This is a genomic window from Corynebacterium sp. ACRPO (assembly GCF_022347205.1).
Taxonomy (GTDB): Bacteria; Actinomycetota; Actinomycetes; order Mycobacteriales; family Mycobacteriaceae; genus Corynebacterium.
The window spans coordinates 21605-39305 of record NZ_JAKRNE010000007.1; the positions used below are offsets into that span (position 1 = coordinate 21605).

14 protein-coding genes and 1 tRNA gene are annotated in these 17701 nt (G+C 61.1%); 9 read left to right on the plus strand and 6 right to left on the minus strand.

Annotated features, from left to right (window positions below; all coding sequences use genetic code 11):
* The first annotated feature begins 21 nt into the window (after positions 1 to 21).
* The 5 genes from MHY22_RS06315 (at position 22) to MHY22_RS06335 (ending at position 7399) form a co-directional block, all read left to right on the plus strand.
* Positions 22 to 2796 (plus strand): (Fe-S)-binding protein, encoded by a 2775-nt coding sequence (locus MHY22_RS06315; protein WP_239278566.1) that lies wholly within the window; start codon positions 22 to 24, stop codon positions 2794 to 2796.
* 34 nt (positions 2797 to 2830) lie between these two features.
* The gene (locus MHY22_RS06320; RefSeq protein WP_239278567.1) at positions 2831 to 4108 is read left to right on the plus strand and encodes a cation:proton antiporter; all 1278 of its coding nucleotides are present in this window, start codon (positions 2831 to 2833) and stop codon (positions 4106 to 4108) included.
* A gap of 57 nt (positions 4109 to 4165) precedes the next feature.
* Entirely contained in the window at positions 4166 to 4807 is a 642-nt protein-coding gene (locus MHY22_RS06325; protein WP_239278568.1) for a DUF1707 domain-containing protein, read from the plus strand.
* Between the two features lie 54 nt (positions 4808 to 4861).
* Entirely contained in the window at positions 4862 to 6091 is a 1230-nt protein-coding gene (locus tag MHY22_RS06330) for a pyridoxal phosphate-dependent aminotransferase (protein ID WP_179387070.1), read from the plus strand.
* 144 nt (positions 6092 to 6235) lie between these two features.
* Positions 6236 to 7399: a YibE/F family protein gene (locus MHY22_RS06335; RefSeq protein WP_239278569.1), complete on the plus strand. Its 1164-nt coding sequence runs from the start codon at positions 6236 to 6238 to the stop codon at positions 7397 to 7399.
* Positions 7400 to 7470: 71 nt separating this feature from the next.
* On the opposite strand, the gene MHY22_RS06340 is transcribed toward MHY22_RS06335, so the two are convergent.
* Both MHY22_RS06340 and dcd read right to left on the minus strand, forming a co-directional pair.
* Positions 7471 to 8793: a UDP-glucose/GDP-mannose dehydrogenase family protein gene (locus MHY22_RS06340; RefSeq protein WP_239235618.1), complete on the minus strand. Its 1323-nt coding sequence runs from the start codon at positions 8791 to 8793 to the stop codon at positions 7471 to 7473.
* 42 nt (positions 8794 to 8835) lie between these two features.
* A complete protein-coding gene (gene dcd / locus MHY22_RS06345; RefSeq protein WP_005329405.1) occupies positions 8836 to 9399 on the minus strand; it encodes a dCTP deaminase in 564 nt (187 codons plus the stop codon).
* Between the two features lie 65 nt (positions 9400 to 9464).
* On the opposite strand from dcd, the gene MHY22_RS06350 reads away from it, so the two are divergent.
* Positions 9465 to 9538: transfer RNA gene (locus tag MHY22_RS06350), tRNA-Gly, on the plus strand.
* A gap of 22 nt (positions 9539 to 9560) precedes the next feature.
* Here the strand turns inward: MHY22_RS06350 and MHY22_RS06355 are convergent.
* Genes MHY22_RS06355 through MHY22_RS06365 form a run of 3 tightly spaced genes read right to left on the minus strand, consistent with a single transcriptional unit; the run spans position 9561 to position 12757 of the window.
* On the minus strand, positions 9561 to 9860 hold the full coding sequence (locus MHY22_RS06355) for a hypothetical protein (protein WP_239278571.1): 300 nt from the start codon (positions 9858 to 9860) through the stop codon (positions 9561 to 9563).
* 13 nt (positions 9861 to 9873) lie between these two features.
* Entirely contained in the window at positions 9874 to 11562 is a 1689-nt protein-coding gene (locus tag MHY22_RS06360) for a VanW family protein (protein ID WP_239278572.1), read from the minus strand.
* A gap of 34 nt (positions 11563 to 11596) precedes the next feature.
* Positions 11597 to 12757, minus strand: coding sequence for a glycoside hydrolase family 3 N-terminal domain-containing protein (locus MHY22_RS06365; protein WP_239278573.1), 1161 nt, complete (start codon positions 12755 to 12757; stop codon positions 11597 to 11599).
* A 58-nt stretch (positions 12758 to 12815) separates the two neighbouring features.
* Between MHY22_RS06365 and MHY22_RS06370 the strand changes: the two genes are divergently transcribed.
* Genes MHY22_RS06370 through MHY22_RS06380 form a run of 3 tightly spaced genes read left to right on the plus strand, consistent with a single transcriptional unit; the run spans position 12816 to position 16613 of the window.
* Positions 12816 to 13322: a universal stress protein gene (locus MHY22_RS06370; RefSeq protein ID WP_049359996.1), complete on the plus strand. Its 507-nt coding sequence runs from the start codon at positions 12816 to 12818 to the stop codon at positions 13320 to 13322.
* A gap of 22 nt (positions 13323 to 13344) precedes the next feature.
* Positions 13345 to 13542: a DUF2613 domain-containing protein gene (locus tag MHY22_RS06375; protein WP_005325448.1), complete on the plus strand. Its 198-nt coding sequence runs from the start codon at positions 13345 to 13347 to the stop codon at positions 13540 to 13542.
* A gap of 2 nt (positions 13543 to 13544) precedes the next feature.
* Complete coding sequence (locus MHY22_RS06380) at positions 13545 to 16613, plus strand: alpha-(1->3)-arabinofuranosyltransferase family protein (RefSeq protein ID WP_239278574.1); 3069 nt, start codon at positions 13545 to 13547, stop codon at positions 16611 to 16613.
* Here MHY22_RS06380 and MHY22_RS06385 read toward each other — a convergent pair.
* Complete coding sequence (locus tag MHY22_RS06385; RefSeq protein ID WP_239278575.1) at positions 16534 to 17694, minus strand: acyltransferase; 1161 nt, start codon at positions 17692 to 17694, stop codon at positions 16534 to 16536. The genes MHY22_RS06380 and MHY22_RS06385 overlap by 80 nt on opposite strands.
* Between the last annotated feature and the right edge of the window lie 7 nt (positions 17695 to 17701).

The window sequence follows — 17701 nt, forward strand, 5'->3', positions numbered from 1 at the left end:
ATCAGTAATAAAGGAGCACGCATGACCACCGTGTTCGGTTGGATAGCTATAGCCGCATCGATTCCGGTGTGGCTGTACTTTTTCACCCGCGTATGGGCCCTCTTTAAGTTCATCCGCTCGGGCGGACCCACCCAGCTCAAGCGCACCGATAGTCCGGGTAAGCGTTTATGGCGCGTAATTGCGGAGGTCTTTGGCCACTCCCACTTCAAGGGTAAACCGCTGGTCAATGCCGCCCACTGGCTGGTAATGGTGGGCTTCCTCTTTGGCATTTTGGTGTGGTTTGAGGCCTATATCCAAACCTTCGCGCCGGATAAGGGCTGGCCGTGGCTCAGCCACTGGCCGGTCTACCACTTCGTCGAGGAAGTCTTAGGCATCGCGACGGTCCTAGGTATTGGTTTCCTCATCGGCGTGCGCCTCAAACTCGGCGATACTGAGCGGGGCAGCCGCTTCTTCAACTCCCAGACCGCCGCGGCGCGCTGGGTAGAGTTCATTGTCTTTTCTGAGGGACTCGGCATGATCCTGGTGAAGTCCACCAAGATCGCCACCTACGGCGGCGGCTCCGCCTGGGCGGATTTCTTGAGCGTCCACCTTGCCAAGCTCTTCCCTGCATCCCCAGCATTGGTGAGCTTCTTCGCCCTGTTCAAGCTGCTGTCCGGCATGCTGTTTATTGTCTTTATTTCCCGCAATTTCCAGTGGGGCGTGATGTGGCACCGCTTCACCAGCTTCTTCAATATCTTCTTCCAGCGCAACGCCACCGGTGAAAAGGCGCTGCAATCCCTGCCCACCCCGGACTTGGAGGAAGACATCACCCCGGGTAGCTGGAAGATGCTGCTGGATTCCACCTCGTGTACCGAGTGCGGCCGCTGCCAAGAGCTATGCCCGGCGTGGAATACCGAAAAGCCGCTGAGCCCCAAAAAGTTCATGATGGACCTGCGCCAGGGCGCACTGGATAACTACAATCCGCACGAGGGCCTGGATGTGCTGTCCATGGCCGGCGTTATCGATGATGACGTGCTCTGGTCTTGTACCAACTGCGGTGCCTGCGTGGATCAGTGCCCAACCGATATTGAGCACATCGACCACATCGCGGATCTGCGCCGCTTCAAGGTACTTGCGGAATCGGACTTCCCTTCCGAGCTCACCGGCCTGTTTAAGAATATGGAAAACAAGGGCAATCCATGGGGCCGGAATAACTCTGAGCGCCGCGCCTGGATCGATGAGGCCCGCGCCGATGGCATCGACGTCCCCATCATTGGTGAAGACGAGGCCGATTTCTCCGATATGGAATACCTGCTCTGGGTGGGCTGCGCCGGTGCTTATGATGACGATGGCCGCCGCACCACCCGTGCCGTAGTAGACCTGCTGCATACCGCAGGCGTGAAGTTTGGCGTGCTCTCCACGGGTGAGACCTGTACGGGTGATCCTGCCCGCCGCGCCGGCAACGAGTTCCTTTTCCAGATGATGGCGCAGCAAAACGTAGAGACCCTCAACAACGCCTTCGACGGCGTCCCGGAGGGCCAGCGCAAGATCATCACCACTTGCCCGCACTGCTTTAACACCATCCGTAATGAGTACCCGGACTTTGACGGGCACTTCGACGTCTTCCACCACACCCAGCTGCTCAACCGGCTGGTCCGCGAGGGCTTGCTCAAGCCGGTGCCACGCACACCGGAGAACCGCAAGCCCATTACCTACCACGATCCTTGCTTCCTCGGCCGCCACAATAAGGTCTTCGATCCTCCGCGCGAGCTGCTCGAGGCCACCGGCGTGGAGCTGCGCGAGATGGACAAGAACCGCGACGAGGCCTTCTGCTGTGGCGCCGGCGGCGCCCGCATGTTCATGGAGGAAAAGCTCGGCACCCGCATCAATGACTTCCGCACCGAGCAGGCCCTAGAGACCGGCGCGGAAGAAATCGCCACCGGCTGCCCCTTCTGCAATGTCATGATGACCGGCGGCGTGAAGTCCTTGTCGCAGGATTCCACGTCCACCACCAAGGTCAATGACGTGGCGGTTATGCTGCGCAATTCTATCTCCCTCGACGAGTCCGGCACCCTGCCGGAGCCCCACCCCAAGGCGTTCCTGGCTACCCCGGTGCGCCACCAAAAGTCCGAGGGCACCACTGACGCCCCGCTTGCCGACGCCCCCACTTCCGCCACCCACACCCCGGCCGCATCGGCACCAGCACCAGCCCCCGCCGCTCCTGCAGCACCGGCCGCACCCGCAGCGCCGTCTGCATCGCAGGCTCCTCAAGCGCCGAAGGCTCCCGCGGCACCAAGTGCACCCACCCCTCCAAGTGCTCCGGCAGCACCTGCACCACAGGCACCCGCGGCACCAACTTCGCCACAAGCTCCCCAAGCACCAGCGGCACCAGCCGCTCCTGCAGCACCGGCCGCACCCGCAACGCCGGCTGCACCGCAGACTCCCGCAGCACCGAGTGCACCCACCCCTCCAAGTGCTCCGGCAGCACCTGCACCACAGGCACCCGCGGCACCAACTTCGCCACAAGCTCCCCAAGCACCGGCAGCGCCCGTCGCACCAGCTGCTCCCGCAGCACCGAGCGCACCCACCCCTCCAAGTGCCCCGACAGCACCTGCACCAAAGGCACCAGCCGCGCCGACCTCTCCTAGCGCGCCCGCAACGCCTGCAGCACCTGCAGCACCGAAACCGCCAGAGGCCCCTGCTGCGCCCACGCCGCCAAAGGCTGAGCCGCCAGCCGCACCGGCCCCGCCAGCACCGCCGGCGGCTCCGGCACCACCGGCGTCGGAAAGCGTGCCAAAGCCACCTGAATCTGAGTAGGCGCGCAGGGGCATTGGTGCGTACGCTGTAGTCCATGCATTTTAATGCGGGACTCCCCACCGATGCCCTGCTGCTGGCGGCAGGCGCAACTGAAAATACAAATTCCCTCGTCTCTTTCGCCTGGATTATGGCCGCGGCCCTACTCGCGCCGCTGGTCTCTTATATGTTGGGCTACCGCCTGCCGTCGGTGGCCCTCTTGTTGATTTTCGGCATGATTATTGGCCCTTCCGTACTCGACCTCGCCGCCGAGGACGAAGGCATCGAAATGCTCAAGGAACTCGGCGTGGGCGCGTTGTTCCTCCTCGCCGGCTTTGAGATTCAAATCTCTACGCTCAAAACCAAAGAAGCCGGAACGGCCCTATCTACCTGGATTATCTGCGCCCTCGCCTGTGGCGTGGGCGCCTACTTCTTGGTGGATAACGTGCCAGGTGCCATCGTCGTTGCCTTGGCGCTGACTTCAACGGCGCTGGGCACGCTCACGCCGATGCTGAAACAGGACCGCATTCTGGGCACCAAGGTGGGCAACTCCGTGATGATTCACGGTGCCATTGGTGAGGTCGCCCCCATTACCGCCATGGCGCTGTTGCTGGGTACTCGTTCCACACTGACGACGATGATCATTTTGTTGTTCTTCATCATCATCGCCGTTGCCGTCGCCGTCATGCCAGCGGCCATCGCCTCGACCATCCCTTGGGTAAAGGCCGCCTTTATCTCCGGTGCGGGCTCCACCAACCAAACGATTTTGCGTCTTATCATCCTGATTCTGGCCATCCTCATGGCCGTAACCGCAGTCTTTGAGCTCGATATCGTGCTCGGCGCCTTTGCCGCTGGCATTATTTTGAACCGCATCATCCCGGATGAATTCCACCGCCGCCTGGAGCACCGCCTCGATGTGGTGTTTTATTCGATGCTTATTCCGGTCTTCTTTGTGGTCTCTGGCATGAGCATTAGCTGGGATACCATCGCTCATAATCCGTGGAAGGTACTGGGCATTCCAGCTCTCATCTTGGTGACCCGTGGCCTGCCCGTCTTCTTGCGCGAAAATGTTGGGCATACCGGATCTGATATTGAAACCTTCCGTGAGCGCCTCCAAGTAGGCTTGTATTCTGCCACCGGTCTGCCGATCATCGTGGCGGTGACCACCTTGGCGGTGAACTCGAAGATTATGGAACCCGAAAATGCCTCCATCTTTGTCTCTGGCGGCGCACTTACCGTCGCCCTCTTCCCATTCCTCGCCAGCCTGGTGGGCGGCAAGAAGCAGCCTGAAAAGAAGGATGAGGAATCTTCCGCCGCTGAAACTAAGGACCTATAGGCAGCGTTCGCTAAGAGCACGCCCCTAGCAGGGAGGAAATTTCCTAAACTGGGATGCGTGAGTAATAACTTTGGTTCTTCCCCTATCAATCGGACCATGCGCCTGTCCGATTCCGAGCGCAACGATGCCATCAATGACCTCGCCCGCGCCGTGGGTGAAGGCCGGTTAACCATGGAGGAGTTCGAGGACCGCTCGGACGACGTCATGCGCGCCCACACCCACCAAGACCTCGTGCCCATCTTTCAAGACATTCCGGCGCGTGGTTCTCACGAGGTCAAGGTCTATTCCCGCGGTGAGGTCACACGCGCCCATAATGCAGGCAAGAAACCAAAGTTTGCGACCGCACTTTCCGGTTCGGTGCTGCTTGCCGTTGCCAGCCCAACGCTTATCGTGATGAGCGCTACCTTGAGCAACCCATGGCTTTTGCTAGGAGGCGCGGCAGCAGCCGCGCTCATCCCTATCCTGTGGATTCTGCTCTACGTTGCCAAGGTGGGCCCATCCTCGTGGCACGCCCCATCTGTACGCCAGATTGAGAAAGAACAATTGCGCGAGATTCGCGCGCTCACGGCGCATGAGCGCGCACAGCAAAAGATGATCGAAGAAAAGATGTGGGCCGATCGACGCATGCAAGCCGGCGAAATTACCGGACAGGCTATGGATCTGGCCAAGCGCAAGTTCAACGAGTGGAATAAAAAATAGTCATTGCCGCTGTTAAAGCGTTTTGTGTGGCTGTGATCGTGGCACAATATTCCCATGACTTCTCCGAAACACCGCATCTTTGACCAGTCCGACAAGCTCAAGGGCGTCGCGTATGACATTCGCGGCGAGGTCTCTGCGGAAGCGGAACGCATGGAGCTCGATGGGCACACCATCTTGAAACTCAACACCGGTAACCCAGCCGTCTTTGGCTTCGAGGCTCCCGATGTCATCATGCGCGATATGATCGCTGCCCTGCCTACTTCCCAGGGCTATTCCACCTCCAAGGGAATCATTTCTGCTCGTCGGTCCATTGTTACCCGCTACGAGCTTGAAGATTTTCCGCCCTTTGATATCAACGATGTCTTCTTGGGCAATGGCGTCTCCGAGCTCATCAGCATGACCACCCAGGCGCTGCTTAATAATGGCGATGAGGTTCTCATTCCGGCGCCGGATTATCCGCTGTGGACCGCAGCTACGTCCCTGGCAGGCGGTACCCCAGTGCACTACCTGTGCGATGAGGAGGACGACTGGAACCCATCGATCGAGGACATCGAGTCTAAGATCACGGATAAGACCAAGGCCATCGTGGTCATTAACCCGAATAACCCAACGGGTGCGGTCTACTCGCGCGAAGTTTTGCAGAAGATTGTCAACATCGCCCGCGAGCATAACCTGCTCATCTTGGCTGATGAGATCTATGACCGCATTCTTTATGACGGCGCGCAGCATATCTCCATTGCTTCGCTCGCCCCAGACCTGCTCACCATCACATTTAATGGCTTGTCCAAGGCCTACCGCGTGTGTGGCTACCGCGCTGGTTGGATGGTGCTCACCGGCCCTAAACACCACGCCCGTGGCTTCATCGAGGGATTGGAGCTTCTCGCCGGAACGCGCCTGTGCCCGAATGTGCCGGCGCAGCACGCTATCCAGGTGGCGCTAGGTGGCCGGCAGTCCATCTACGAGCTCACCGGTACCGGCGGGCGCCTTTTGCGCCAGCGCAATATTGCCTACGAAAAGCTCAACGAGATTCCGGGCGTTTCTGCGGTAAAGCCCATGGGCTCGCTCTACCTCTTCCCGCGCTTGGATCCGAACGTGTATGAGATTCATGATGATGCCAAGCTCATGCTGGATATTTTGAAGGCAGAAAAGATCCTCATGGTGCAAGGCACCGGCTTTAACTGGCCGAACCCGGATCACTTCCGCGTGGTGACGCTGCCGTGGGCATCCCAAATCGAAAACGCCATTGAGCGCCTAGGTAACTTCCTAGTGAGCTACAAGCAGTAGTTTCCCACCAGTTGCTAACGATAGTGATAATCCATAACAATATGGTGCATGGGAAGACATTCTGCGGGACCTAAACCTCAGCCGACCCCTAGTTCATGGCGTCGGCTCTCTGCTTCGATAACTCAGCATCCATGGCGATTAACTTTGCTCGGTGTGCTCGTCACAGCGCTTATTGCCACCATTGCGGGCATGGCAGTGCTGTGGCCTCAGAGTCCAGCTTCCGAGCACACCTCCACTGAGTTTCAGCAAACCTATGCCCTCAACCACCCACAGGTGGAGGGCACGGTCGATACGACAGACCACTCGGCTTGCCAATCGGAACTTACTGGGCAGGCCTTCGATACGCCGCCACTTATTCCTGGGACTGAGGAAGTGCAGTGCGACCGTGCCCTAGTCAACATCACCTCCGGCGAGGACGAAGGACGCATGACCCAATTGGTCACCTACGGCAATGCCGGCGATCCGCAGCTCAAACCGGGCGACAACATTGTTCTTTCCAAGGCTAATGACCCTTCCGGTGCTGTGTCCTATGCTTTCGCTGATTATCAGCGCACCGGAAACCTAGCTCTGTGGGCAGTTATCGTGGCCGTCGTCATTATCGCTTTTGCGGCCTGGCATGGCGTGCGCGCCCTTATCGGCTTGACGCTCAGCCTAGGCGTGATCTTTGCGTTCCTCGTCCCCGCTCTTATCGACGCCCATAACCCCCTCTGGTCCGCCCTTGTTGCCTGTTCCGCCATCATTCTGTTCGCCGTTCCTCTCGTCCATGGACTGAATTGGAAATCGGCATCGGCGGTGGGCGGCTCCCTTATCGCTCTCATTCTTGCAGCAGCGTTAGCGTGGGCCGCTATCGATAGTTCGCAGCTACAAGGCTATAGTTCCGAGGACAACCTGAAGCTACTTCTTTATATGCCCAACGTGTCCATCGTGGGCGTGCTCTTATGCGGTTTTGTGGTCGGTGCCTTGGGCAGCCTTGCCGACGCCGCCGTGGCCCAAGCATCCACCATTACCGAACTCCACGGAGCGGACCCTGATGCTCGCCCTTCACAGCTTTTCCTCTCCGCAATGAAGGTGGGCCGCGACCATATTGCCTCAATGGTTTATACGCTAATTCTGACCTATACCGGTGCGACCTTGCCACTGCTCATGTTGATCACCGCAGCGGAGCGCCCCGCAGGCCAGATTTTAAGCAGCGATCTCGTCGCAACGGAGCTGCTGCGTTCCGGAGTAGGTGCGATGGCATTGACCCTCGCGGTTCCCATCACTACAGCCATTGCAGCTTTCACAGTGCCACAGCGCGCACAATCTTAGGGCCCTTATGCAGAAGGCTGAGCAGCGCAATAATCACGCTGCTCAGCCTTTGTATCTCAGAAGTAGAGGACCTAGAGGGTGCGCCCCAAGGCCTCGACCTTCCAGCCCGCCTGCTGCCAGTCTGCGACAGGCAGCACATTGCGGCCATCGATAATGTGCTTATTGTCCACAAGCTGGCCCGCCTGCTGCGGATCCAATTCTTTGAACTGCTTCCACTCGGTAGCCAAAATCACCAGTTCAGCCTCGCGCAGGGCATCGTCAGTGTCCGCGGCGTAATCCAAGGTTGGGAATACCTTCTTGGCGTTGTCCATGCCTTCTGGGTCATAGACGGTTACTGCCGCGCCAGCCAGCGACAGGGAACCGGCTACGGCAAGGGCGGGCGAATCGCGCACGTCATCGGAATTCGGCTTAAACGCACAGCCCAATACGGTCACGCGGTGGCCAAGCAGGGAGCCATTGAAGGCTTCCTTGGCAAGGTCCACCACGCGGTCACGGCGGCGCATATTGATAGCATCCACCTCACGCAGGAAGGTCAGCGCCTGGTCGGCGCCAAGCTCGCCAGCACGGGCCATGAAGGCGCGAATATCCTTGGGCAGGCAGCCGCCACCAAAGCCGAGGCCGGCGCCAAGGAACTTGCGGCCGATGCGCTCGTCGAGCCCAATGGCGTCGGCAAGAGCGGTAACGTCCGCGCCTGCAATCTCGCAGATCTCAGAAACGGCGTTGATAAAGGAAATCTTGGTGGCCAGGAACGCATTAGCGGAGACCTTGACCAGCTCGGCGGTCTGCCAATCCGTCACGATGAATGGGGTGTCCTGCGATAGCGGCTGAGCATAAACCTCGCGCGCTACCTCTTCGGCACGGCTTTCGCCCTCGCGCACACCGAGAACGATGCGGTCTGGGGTGATGGTGTCCTTGACGGCATACCCCTCACGCAGGAACTCCGGGTTCCATGCGATTTCCACGGTGGTGCCTTCTGGGGCAAGCTCATTGGCTAGCTCTTGGAGCTCCGCCGCGGTTCCTACCGGAACGGTGGACTTACCAAAGATGATGTGATCGCCCTTGAGCTTGGGCACCAGATCCGTGATCACGGCCTTCACGTAGGTCATATCGGCCGCATAGGAACCGCGGCGCTGCGGGGTACCTACGCCCAAAAAGTGCAGGTTGCCGAACGCGGCTGCTTCTTCATAGTCCGTGCTGAAGTCGAGGCGGCCGGCCTCGATATTGCGCTCGAGAACCTCCGGCAGGCCCGGTTCATAGAACGGAACCTTGCCCGATCTAAGAGCGGAAATTTTATTGTCATCTACGTCCACGCCTAGTACTTCATGGCCGAGCTCGGCCATGCAGGCAGCATGGGTTGCACCCAAGTATCCGGTGCCGATTACAGTCATACGCATAAAGCCCCATATTAGAGGCTCTATGTGAATGCCGGTTTAAGCCTATCGAAAATTCAGGTAAGACTTCGATGGCGTCGGGCCGCGCTGCCCCTGGTACTTCGAGCCCAGCGAGCCGGTGCCATATGGGCTTTCCGCTGGTGAAGTCATCTTGAAGATTGCCAGCTGACCCACCTTCATGCCCGGCCACAGGGCGATAGGCAGGTTGGCGGTATTAGAAAGCTCGAGCGTGATGTGGCCGGAAAAACCTGGATCAATAAAGCCCGCGGTGGAGTGGGTCAACAATCCCAGGCGGCCGAGGGAAGACTTGCCCTCCAAGCGACCGGCCAAGTCTGCCGGCAAGGTGAATTTTTCCAGCGTGGCACCCAGCACGAACTCGCCTGGGTGCAGGATGAAGGACTGATCTTCTTCTACTTCCACCAAGGTGGTGAGGTCCGGCATTTCCTCTTTGGGGTCAATATGCGTGTACCGCGAGTTATTGAAGACTCGGAAATACTTATCCAGGCGCACATCTACGGACGAGGGCTGGATAAGTTCGCTGTCGAAGGGCTCGATGCCCAGTTCTTCGGCGTCAATGGCGGCACGGATATCACGATCTGAAAGAAGCACGGCCCCAATTCTACTCATGCCGAAGGCCGCGGTGTATAGTAGGCCGGAGCGTGCAAGCGCGCAGTGCCGACGTAGTTTAATGGTAGAACTGCAGCTTCCCAAGCTGCTAGCGCGGGTTCGATTCCCGTCGTCGGCTCCAATTTTCGGGGGACAATATCGTGCTAGTCAGTAGCGCTTAGCCACTGGGCCAGTTCTTTTTGTGCTCGTTCTACCCCGCCTGGATAGTGTGCTTCCAACTCTGCGGCGGCTGGTTCGAAGAATTTCTCTGTGAGCGCGGCTAGGTCGCGCTCAGGAACGGTGCCACGGATGTCCTCTAGCGGGGCGCGGAACGTCATCCCACAATCGGTGCGGCGCTGATATCCGCGCCAGTCTTCGCTGTAGATACGAAGTTCTGCCCCGCGCAGGTTGGACTCAATGACCACGTTGCCGAATATGAGCGTGGTAAGGGTTCGTTCTTCCATAGCGCCGAGGCTACTAGCCGCAGCGGACGATGGGCTGCGGGTCGTAAACCGTGGTGGTGGTCTCGCGGGAAAGCTCCTTGCCCCCTAGGTCCTTGATGATGCGGGTATCGGACGTCGTAAAGCCCGGCGCGCCAGAAGAAGGCGAGCAGTCGCTGCCGGGCACGGACATAGGTTGTGGGTCGGTCTTAGCCCAGCGGCCGTTGTTCACAGACTCGACGTCGACGGTCTTGGTGCCCTTCAAACGCACGGTAATCTTGTCGCCCCCGAAGTCGGTCTCAATGCGGACCGGGGTGTTGAAGGTATTGGTGAACTGCAGGTCGATGGCGCCTTCGTAAACGGTGGCTTCGCGGCCGGCGGGGTAGCGCGAAATGTAGTACGAGTGCGGGGTGTGGGCGGTATCTTCCATGCCCGCAAAGTAGGCAGCGTTGTACAAGGTGGTGGCGAACTGGGAGATGCCGCCGCCGACGGCGGAACCGGAGTGTCCGTCAATAATGATGCCGGATTCCACGTAGCCCTGGGCAGTACCGCGCGGGCCGGTGTGGCCGTTGAGGGAGAAGGTCTCGCCCGGGTTGACCACGGCACCGTTGACCTGCTGGGCCACCAATTCGATGTTCTTGCCCGAGGCAGCCGAGTAGCCCTCGGTGGTGAACTCACCGACGGTATCGTTGAAGGTCGCCTTCTTGGCATCGTCGGTGGTGAACTTGGCTGGGTCCGGCTTATAGGTAGCGTCCCACTCGCGGTCATCGCCGGTCACGCGCTTGTCAAAGTCCTTCATGGTCGGCTCCCAGTCGATGATCTCGCCGTCTTCGGACGGGGTGATCTGCTTGTCGTTGCCGTTGAAGGAAATCTTGGCATTTACGCCGGGGACATCGGCGCCCTCGGAGCGCTCGGCCAACAGCTCCTGCGCGCGGTTGGTATCCACGGCGAGCTTGAGCTTACCGTCCTTCTTTTCAATGCTGGTGAACTGGGAGATTTCCGGCTTATTCAGGGTAGCGGTGACATTATTCTTGGCCTTCAAGGTAATGGGATTATCCAGCGCCTTGGCGGCATCGCCGGTGCGCATGGCCTCGATAGCTTCATCATTGATGGCTGGCTCTACCTCTTCTGGGTCCACGTCTACGCCCTCGGAATCGAGCCAATTATCCGTAACTGCATTGTGCAGGGTGCCGGCATCCACGGTTTGGCCGAGCTTGGGGTCGGTGACCTTGAGCTCACCATTGTTGAGCTCCAACATGCCATCGACTGGATCGGTGGAGAGCTCCTTCTTCACGCGGTCCAGAGCCGGTTGCAGCTGGGCCTCATCCACGTTGGTCTCTACCGGAATATCCCGGGTGGGGCGGAAGAAGCTATACAGGCGGGTAAAAGGATTGAGGGAAGGCTCCTCAATATTGTCCACGGCGCGCTGGTTATCCAGCGCAAGGCCGGACTCGGAAGGGACGAGTTCCGTGTGGAGGTCGCCGGAGGTGACGCTCACAGGCTCGGTTTCTACGCCCACCAGTTCATCTTCGAGCTTCTCCACGGCGGCGGTGCGATCCATGGCGGAGATATCCACGCCGTTGACGGAAACGGCGCGCGGAATCTTGTCCTGGTTTGCTGCGACATCCCAGGCATAAGCAATACCCGCGATCAGGACAAGGCCGACCAATACGCCGAGCGCGATGAGCCAGCCTTTAGCACCGTTTTTTCCTTCTGCCTTTTTCACGCCTTAAAGGTTAACGGTTTTAGTGGCATTTTTCCTAGTCCTGTGCGGGCTCGGGTGCAGCGCTGGCCGGGGGAGCGCTGACATGGCGGGCGGCATCTGCAAGGCGTTCGAGTGGCAGGCGGCCCTGGTCGACGGCGCCAACAACGGCGTCGATCACCGCATTAATGTCGCCTTCGGTGGACCACAGGGGCATGTCGGCACCGGCATTGAGGGAGGCCACGACGGCGTCGGCAAGCGGGTGCGAATCCGCAATCGCCTTCATGCCGCCGATGTCATCGGTATAGATGGGCCCGTCGTACTGCAGGGTCTCGCGGGCCAGGCCATAGGCTTCCGGCAGGATGGAAGCGGGAGTCTGACCATCGCCCAGGCCGGGCACGGCGAGGTGGCCCATCATGAGCGCGGCATTGGGCGCTTGGGGAAGGGCAGTCTTAAAGGGAATGAACTCGTGGCCTTCTAGTTCTTCTAGCGGCGGGGTAACGGCCTCGGCCAGGTGGGTATCGCCAGAAGCGCGGCCGTGGCCTGGGAAATGCTTGAATACGGCCTTGACCCCGGCGGAATCCAGCCCGCGGGCAAAGGCCGCGCCATACTCGCCTGCTTGGACCGGATCGGTGGAAAAGGATCGATCTCCCACCACCTCTAGGCCATTGCCATCGACGTCAAGCACCGGTGCAAAGTCCACGTTGATGCCATGCGCCTTCAGGCTCGTGCCCATCTCGTGCGCAAGCTGCTCCACCTCTTGTGGGGAACGCTCGGCCGCCATCTGTTGCGGGGAAGGGTACTCCCCGAGGACGTCGGAAAACCGCTGCACGCGCCCGCCCTCAAAATCGATGGAGACCTCAAAGTCGCGGCCTACCTCTTGGCGCAGGGCATTAATGTCGCGACCCTCTTCCTGCAGCAGGTTTGGATCCGCCCAGCTGGGGATAAAGATTCCGCCCACACCGGCCTCCAGCTTGGCCTTAGCGTCGTCGTAATTGGTGACCGGCGGCATCAGCACGGACGCAGCCATGGCGCGGATGTCCTGCTGCGGGGCGGCCTCCTGCGAGGTCTCTTCGTGCGTTTCCTGCGTTGCGGCAGGTGAGCTCGACGCAGCCGGGGTGGTGGAGCCCTGGCTCTCGTTGTTCTCCTGGGTGGAGGTAGAGCAGGCGCCCAGGGCCGTCACGAGGGCGAGGCTGGCAAGGATGCGCGGAGTTTTCATGCCTTCTAGTGTGCAATATTCCTCGCGTTCTGTCGCAAGCGGTGGGTAGACTAGTGACATGAGTAACGGCGAGACAATGCTAATTGCCTACGATGGCACCGAACGAGCCGGCCGCGCCCTCGAGTACGCGGCCCAGCTGCTGCGGCCCACCACGGTAGAAATCCTCACCGCCTGGGAGCCGGTAGCCCGGCAGACCGCACGCGCCGTCAGCCGCACCGGAATGCACCAGTCCACCGTTTCCCCGGATGGCGTCGAAGAGGATCCGGCCTATGAAGAGGCGCTAAAGATTTGCCGCCAGGGCATCGAGCTGGCCGAAAGCCTGGGCCTAGCCGGCCGCGCCCACCTAGTGGAATCCGCTACCACCATCTCCTCCGCCATCATTGATGCCGCGCATGAGCTGGACGTAGACGTCATCGTCACCGGTACCCGCGCCCTGACCGGCTTCCGCGCGTGGTGGACCAACTCCACCGCCGACCAGATTGTGCGCAATGCCGGCCTCCCAGTGTTCATCGTGCCGCAGGAAAACGAGGATGACGCGGACGATGATGAGGCAGAATACTTCTAAATAGCTGCTAGTATCTTTAGCCATGGCTCTGGAAACCGATTCTTTGAACAAGCGCACCCTTGGCCCTGCCATCGGTAGCGCTGTTGTGGGCATCGCGCTCGGCGTCATCACCATCATCGGCATCGCACAATTCTCCGGCACCGATACTGTGCCGGAAGGCAATGCGGTTTCTGCTTCCGATGCGGTTTTGGGCGGCCCTGAGTACGGATCCCGCAACTAGGTGTGCGTACCCTCCGCGGGCGGCTTGCCCGCCCCTACCCGCTGGGGATTCTTGCCCTAGCGCTCATCCTCCTCGTGCAGCCGTGGGGGCTGACTGCGGCCGATACCAAGCATGATCTGGCGGCCGATCCGCTGCATTTTCTCCGCGGGGCGCTAAGCGCCTATACGGATACCTTTACCCTGGGGCAGCTGCAGAATCAGGCCTATGGCTATCTCTTTCCCCAGGGACCTTTCTTCGTTTTAACCCAGCCCCTGCCCGATTGGGTGGCCCAGCGCCTATGGTGGCTACTGGTCTTAAGCGTCGGCTTCATCGGCTTCCATAAGCTCGGCCGCAAGGTGGGCCTGCGTGGCTGGTGGGTCTGGGTTGCAGCGATGCTCTACGCGCTCTCGCCGCGCACTCTTTCCACCCTGACCGCCATTTCTTCTGAGACTTGGCCGGTCATGCTCGCTCCCTGGGTTATCCTGCCCTTCCTCAACGCCAAGCTCACCTGGCGCGATGCCGCCGCGGCCACCATCCCGGTGGCGCTGATGGGTGCGGTCAATGCCACCGCGACCATCGCGGCGTGTATCCCGGCCGCTGTAATCCTGCTCTACCGCCGCGCCTTCACGCCCGGCGCGGCCTGGCTCTTAGGCTGCCTGGCGGTATCGGCGTGGTGGATCGGCCCGCTCGTCGTGCTAGGCCGCTATGCCCCGCCGTTTACGGAATTCATCGAATCCGCGCGCGTGACCACGCGCTGGCTCAACTTGCCAGAGATTCTGCGCGGCACCACGAGCTGGACGCCGTTTGTCGATACCGAGCGCGTTGCCGGCTATGAGCTAGCCACCGAGTCCTTCTTTGTGCTGGTCACCATGGGAATCGCAGCCGTGGGCATGTACGGGCTCACCAAGCTGCCGCGCGTGTGGTCCGTCATGCTGGTGGTGGGCATCGCTGTGCTGGGCTGCCAGGTGGCGTGGTACCTCGATGCACTCGATGGGCCGCTGGCCGCGCTGCGCAACCTGCATAAGTTCGATCCGCTGGTGCGCATCCCACTTCTTTTGGGCGTGGCGCGAGCCTGCGCCCATCTTCCACTACCGAGGAGCTTGCGCCCCACCAAGAAACAGACGGTGGGTGCACTGACGCTGCTCTTGTGCATCGCGGTGGTCTCCCCCGCGTGGTCGCAGCGCTTGTTGCCGCTGGGCGCCTATAAAGAGGTGCCCTCCTACTGGCACGAGGCCACGGACTTTATCAATACCCATGCCGCCGATACCCGCACCCTTATCTACCCGGAGGCCTCCTTTGCCCGGCAGACCTGGGGATGGACGCGCGACGAGCCGGCCCAGCCGCTACTCGATGTCCCCTGGGCCGTGCGCGATGCCATTCCGCTCGTGCCCCCAGAGGCCATCCGCGGGCTCGACGGCGTCATGGCCGCACTCAAGGAAGATCCGGCTACCGGCGTGCGCTCCCTTCAGCGCCTGGGCATCGGCGCGGTCATGGTGCGCCACGATCTCTTCACCGGCGAGGACGAGGTGCTGGCCAGCAAGTTTGGCGGCGAAGTCCATCGCTTCGGCGAAGTCGATGTCATCCTGCTCAACCACGCCGGCATGTCCTTAGGGACCACGGACCCAGTGCGCGTGGCCGGCGGCGGGGAAGCCTTGGCGCTTCTCGACGCCCACTCCACCCCCACCACCCGCCAGCTCGTCGATCACGACGCCGATATCGTCACCGATACCCCGACGCTCACAGACCGCAACTACGGCACCCTCGATGGCCCCATCTCCGCGCCCATGGCCGCGGACGACCCCAGCCACGTGAATAACCGCCTGCGCGATTATCCCTCCGCTGGGCCGCTTACCCAGGTGGAAACCCACGGCGGTTCGGTAGCAGTCTCTTCCTCGGCCGCCGATGCCACGGCCTTTGGCGGGGCCCAGCCCAAAAAGTCCGCCACGGCCGCGGTGGATGGGGAAAACTCCACCGCCTGGTGGCCCGCGCCGGGCGATGACTCCGGGTGGATTGAGCTGCGCGGATCTTTCACCCAGCCGCGCCTCAAGCTCATGGCCACCAGCGCCACCACGGTGACCGTGCGCTCTGGCAGCGCGGCCGTAGACGTGGACTTACAGCCCTTCCGCTCGCAGGAAGTCCGCGTTCCCGGCGGCGATACCGAGGCCATCCGCGTAGAGCTATCCCACCGCACCGGCATCGCGGAGTTAGGAGTGGAAGGTCAGCCAGTCGAGCGCGTGGTGACCGTCCCGGATACCTCGCCTGACGTGCACCAATTCTTCTTCCAGCGCATGCTGCAGGATACCGGCGTGCTCATCCGCGATTTCACGGCGCCGCGCCCCATGCGCGTGACGGTGGATTCCACCAAGCCCGTGCTTATCGACGCCCACCGCTACTCCCCCGGCGCTTCCCTCACCCTCAGCCCTGGCACGCACCGCGTGCGCACCACGGGGCCGTGGGTAAGCCTGCGCGAGGAGGGCTGGCAACCAGCAGGCTCTTCCAAGCCCACCGGGTACTCGATTGCAGCCGCTGATGAGGATCGCCTCTTGGTCACCGGTCGCGCCTTCAATAAGGGCTTACGCGGCTACCTAGGCGAGGAAGAGCTCGCCCCGCGCGAGATCGATGCGGCCACCCAAGCTTTTGTCATTCCGGCCGGCCGCTCCGGCGACTTCCGCATGACCTTTAGCGCCCAACCGGTTTACCGCGCCACCCTCCTCTTCGGCGGTGCGCTGGGGTTACTTGCCCTCGGCCTGAGCATCCTGGCGGCCATGCGGCGCCCGTCCCAGCCCACTTGGCGCGCGCCGCACGGCGGCGCTGCCCCGGCCGTGGTCGCACTCGGCGCGCTGGCCCTCACCGGCTGGCCGGCCGCGGTGGCGGCCGTTGCCGCTTGGTTGGTGCTGCGCTGGACCACCATCCCACGCGCCTACCTCGCGCCTGGTGTTGTAGCGGCGGCCGGGGCGATCCTCGCCCGCGCGCCGTGGACATCGGGATCCTATGCGGGCGGTTCGCTCCTGCTTAGCTGCTTGTGTGCCGCGGGCGTGGCCTGTCTTTTTGTCTCCGACCGAGGAGAAGATCCCGGCCGGGACGCTCGATGAGCGTATAGCTCGCGGCCGAGACCACCACGGTGGCCACCACCGTTACAGCCAAAATCACCCAAAAGTCCAGGGGCTTCCCGCTAAACAGCGGCACCCCGGTAAGCGGAAACGCTAGTCCCAGAATGGCCACATGCCATAAGAAGATGGAATAGGACCACGCGCCCAGTGCTTGCATGAGCGGGCTGGTCAGCCAAGACTTATCCCGTGGGGCGAGCGCTACCGGTATCACCACGACTGCGGCAAAGGCCGCTCCCGCAATGATCCGGCGGGAAAATTCACCTGGCTCTGGATGCACCAGCCCCTGCGGCCCGAACCACTCGCGGCTGGCAAGCCACAGCACCACCGCTGCCGCGAGCCACCATGCCCAGCGCGGCCGCAATACGCGTTGCACGCGCCGGCTAACACCAGCTTCTTCGCATTCCGCGGCCAGCATTCCCACGGCAAACCACGAAGCATATGCCGGCGGCCAAATCTGCGAATTGACCTGATCCTTGGTGTAATCGGCCACAAAGGGAACGAAGCCCCAAGCCCAACTAATCACAGCGCCGAGCGCGATGGCCGCTACCCGCCAGCGCCGCGGCAGCGTACCGAGGAGCCACCCCAACAAAGGCAGGGCAAGGTAGAAGAAGAACTCCACGCATAGCGACCACAGGTGGGTAAGCCCCGGCGCTAGCCCGTCCACCACATAAATCTGGGTGGAGGTGAGGTTACTCAGCAGTTGGGTGAGGGTGAGCGAGTGGGCGTCGGGAAGCAGGAGCATCACCGCCACCACGCAGGCATAATATGCCGGTAACAGGCGCGCCGCGCGCGAGCGCCCGTAGCCGGATAAGGTGTGCAAGCCGCGGCGACGCCACAAGAGGAAGGCGCTAAGGGCAAAGAAAACAGCGACAAAAAAGTCGAAGCGTCCCGCAAAGCCCCACCCGGTTCCGGTTTGAAAAGACACGTGGGTGACAATGATTCCAAGGGAAGCGACCGCGCGTAAACCGTCTAGCTCCGGCAGATGCTGGGGTACGCTTTTCACAGATGCCTGCGGCTGCACGCTTGCTCCTAACCCCGGATCGACCTGAAACTGATTGGACATTTTACTG